Source organism: Candidatus Ruminimicrobium bovinum (assembly GCF_902760015.1).
GTDB classification, from domain to species: domain Bacteria; phylum Elusimicrobiota; class Endomicrobiia; order Endomicrobiales; family Endomicrobiaceae; genus Ruminimicrobium; species Ruminimicrobium bovinum.
In genome coordinates this window covers 1-2506 of the sequence record NZ_CACWEU010000100.1, presented here as the reverse complement: position 1 = coordinate 2506, position 2506 = coordinate 1, and the positions used below count along the sequence as shown (strand labels likewise).

Here is a 2506-nt window from a genome sequence, read left to right as displayed (position 1 = left end):
AACGGCAAAACGGCAACAGTGGAAAGGAGAGATTAGAGTTTAATAATCATGTTGACTGATTACACAAAAACAATACAAATTTTAAACCCATCGAATTCAATGGGTTTAGAAATAGAACCGATTCAAATGTATTTGCATTAATTCTGATTTTTTTGAACTACCGAGAAATCATCGGTAACTGAATTTTATATATATTTTGTTGGTGATATTACCAAAATTATTGGTAAGAGCGATAGAAAATAAAAAAATGGAAGAGAAAGGGCAAAGGTGAAAGTTTTGAAAAATCCCTAACTTCCCAAAGAGGAGTTGAACCTTCCCCCTTATCCCCAGTCCAATTCTGTTGAATTTTGGTTTTATTTTACGAAATACTTGCAAGGTTTTATTTCCAATTGCTTAGAAATTGTTGAATAATACAAGTCATAGAAATTACAAGGTTTTACCTTGTTTTCTAGACAATATTTATTTATAATCCTCACAACTTTTCTCTTATCTTCTATAGATACTTTCCTTCCAAAAATAATTGCATCTAAATCTTCAAATTTATAGTTTGCAATTCTATTTTGCTTATCTTCATATATAGTAAAGAAAGCTTCTCTTTTAAAAATTCTGTACTCTTGTTCATATTCCCAATTTTTCGATTTTGTACAAATGTAATCTTTAGCCTTTTTATGATAATTTACCATCCATTCCTTATCATTATTGTATTTTTTAAGACAACAACTAAATTTAGTTTGTTCATAATTGGCAAGCCAAAATTTATCGATTATAGCCAATGGTACACATCCTAATGAAGTAAAAAAATCAATTTCTGGATAATTATTTGAATATATAATCTTATTAAATTCATGTTTATGAAATTTTCTATTTATTTCAATTCCTTTATCACTACAACTCACTCCAGAAAGAGAATTCAAGTTAATATACATTGAATTATTCTCTTTTTCTATTTTATATTTTAAACAAATACCATTTTCATTATTAGCATAGTGTGCCCACATAGGTTCATTGCGAAATGTTGCAGAAAAACAAGCAACACAAGAATTTTTATACAATAACTTTTTAATATTTTTTATATACAATTCTGGAAAATCAAAAATTAAAATACTTATATTGTAAGTATCCTTATCTTTATACATATTGTTCATATATATTTTACTAAACTGATATAGATAATTAAACTTATTGATTTCGTTTAAAACATCTTCTTTAGAATATAATCCATTAATCAATAAATCTATTGTTCGTAAAGATCCTCGCCAAGTCTTTACTTCGTTATAAATTTCATTGTATTTTTTTTCTTCAAGAGGATTAATTTTCCATACAAACTTTCGTATTTCCGTATTTATTACTAAATATGCATAAAGATGTATGCTTTTTAAAATTAATAATATTTCATCTACTGTAAACTTTTTATTTGATTGTGCTAATTTTTTTGGAATATCAGCAATACATTGAAAACTAAAAAATTCATAATAAATTGATTTAAAAACAGTTTTAAATTCCGGCACATCTAAAGCATCTATTGATAAAAAAGCTAGTAAATGCTCAGTATCTATTTTCCCTCTTTTTTCCTTAATGCTTACATCACAACATAAATTCGTTAATACATATAAGTAATGTTTTAATAATCCCTGAAAAGCTATTTCATCCCCTTGCCAAACAATATTCATATAATCTTCCATTTGGTCGTTTAGTTCGTCCAGTTTGGCAAAATATATTTCAAGGTTTTCAAGTTCTTTGTATTCAAATAATTTATCTATTGAACGATAACGATATAAATATTCCATGTTTTAACCATTACTATGTTTCCGCAAAAGGTTTCAAACCCAACAAATCATCCTCAAAAGGATGACTTATTTTCTTATCCTTTAATTCTTGCTGTATTCCTTCTATATTTTTTTCTTCACTTTTTGTTAATTCTCTTAAGTTACTCATCCTTACTATCTCTTAATTCTCTGTAAATACTGGCTAACAGTAATTTCTTTATGAATTTTAGATTTTCCGCATCTTCTTATGCCGGTAATAACTTTTATAAAACTATTATTTTTATTGTTTATTAATTTATTAAGATAATAATCTCTTTTAAAAATCATTTACTCTCCTTTATAATAATTCACTTTACAAAAATGCATAAATCCGCATTTTTGTTTATTGTATTATTTAATATTATTTTTGTCAAAACAATAACAAATTTCTTGCTATCGTTTGTTGTTTTTTAAAGGATTTACGGATTTTTGCAGTTCGTTGTTTTTTATCGTTGTCGTTCAAGACTTTAATATTTTAGTTTAAAATAAAGGAAATAAAAAAATGTATAATTAACGGCACCGGATTGCCACAAAAATTTTTCAAAAATTTTTCGCATGACGAAAAAGGTGGAATTGCTTTGCTTCGCTCGTAACAGAAATTAAACTTTTAAGCGATAAATATCCCAAGGAAATATAAATTTTGTTTTTTCCGTATCGGTATTGTCACCGATAATACTAATACAATAAGATTTTGAAAGTTT

Annotated in this window: 3 protein-coding genes; all 3 read right to left on the bottom strand. The window is 26.0% G+C overall.

Features of this window, described 5'->3' with window-relative positions; genetic code table 11:
- Positions 1–353: 353 nt before the first annotated feature.
- From ACMUOV_RS03735 to ACMUOV_RS03725, 3 genes are read right to left on the bottom strand one after another with little or no spacing between them, the layout of a single operon-like run.
- Positions 354–1787 carry a DUF2971 domain-containing protein gene (locus ACMUOV_RS03735; RefSeq protein ID WP_413853776.1) on the bottom strand — a complete coding sequence of 478 codons (1434 nt, stop codon included), beginning with the start codon at positions 1785–1787 and terminating at the stop codon, positions 354–356.
- A 13-nt stretch (positions 1788–1800) separates the two neighbouring features.
- Positions 1801–1935: a hypothetical protein gene (locus ACMUOV_RS03730; RefSeq protein WP_413853775.1), complete on the bottom strand. Its 135-nt coding sequence runs from the start codon at positions 1933–1935 to the stop codon at positions 1801–1803.
- 5 nt (positions 1936–1940) lie between these two features.
- Positions 1941–2093 carry a hypothetical protein gene (locus ACMUOV_RS03725; protein ID WP_413853777.1) on the bottom strand — a complete coding sequence of 51 codons (153 nt, stop codon included), beginning with the start codon at positions 2091–2093 and terminating at the stop codon, positions 1941–1943.
- Positions 2094–2506 lie beyond the last annotated feature (413 nt).

What these genes read in the sequence shown, in the direction of transcription:
- ACMUOV_RS03730 (WP_413853775.1), bottom strand. Translation starts at nt 1,935, where the DNA reads ATGAGTAACTTAAGAGAATTAACAAAAAGTGAAGAAAAAAATATAGAA.
- ACMUOV_RS03735 (WP_413853776.1), bottom strand. Translation starts at nt 1,787, where the DNA reads ATGGAATATTTATATCGTTATCGTTCAATAGATAAATTATTTGAATAC.
- ACMUOV_RS03725 (WP_413853777.1), bottom strand. Translation starts at nt 2,093, where the DNA reads ATGATTTTTAAAAGAGATTATTATCTTAATAAATTAATAAACAATAAA.